This window comes from Campylobacter sp. BCW_6464, from assembly GCF_001762775.1.
Lineage (GTDB): Bacteria > Campylobacterota > Campylobacteria > Campylobacterales > Campylobacteraceae > Campylobacter_D > Campylobacter_D jejuni.
This window is the reverse complement of sequence record NZ_MJXM01000080.1, coordinates 26,393-26,715: the sequence shown is the minus strand read 5'-3', so window position 1 is coordinate 26,715 and position 323 is coordinate 26,393. Positions and strand designations below refer to the sequence as shown.

Here is a 323-nt window from a genome sequence, read left to right as displayed (position 1 = left end):
AAACGAAAAAGAAGACTTAAGCCAAGAACATACAGCTTTGGATACTGAGCCTAGTTTAGATGAGCTAGATGATAAAAATGATGAAGATTTAGAAATCAAAGAAGATGATAAAAATGAAGAAATAGAAAAGCAAGAATTATTAGACGATTCTAAAACAAATGCATTAGAAATGCAAGAAGAGCTTAGTGAATCTCAAGATGATAATGCAAACAAAGCTTTAGAAGTTCAAAATTTAGAAGATGAAAATTTAGAACAAGAAACAACTAAAGAACAGATTCAAGAAGACACTCAAACTGATTTAGATTTAACTTTAGAAGATGGCA

The 323-nt window shown here is 29.4% G+C and carries 1 pseudogene; it reads left to right on the top strand.

The features are described 5' to 3' along the window. Positions 1 to 323, top strand: a pseudogene (locus AJ885_RS10765) (highly acidic protein); the annotation flags it as partial.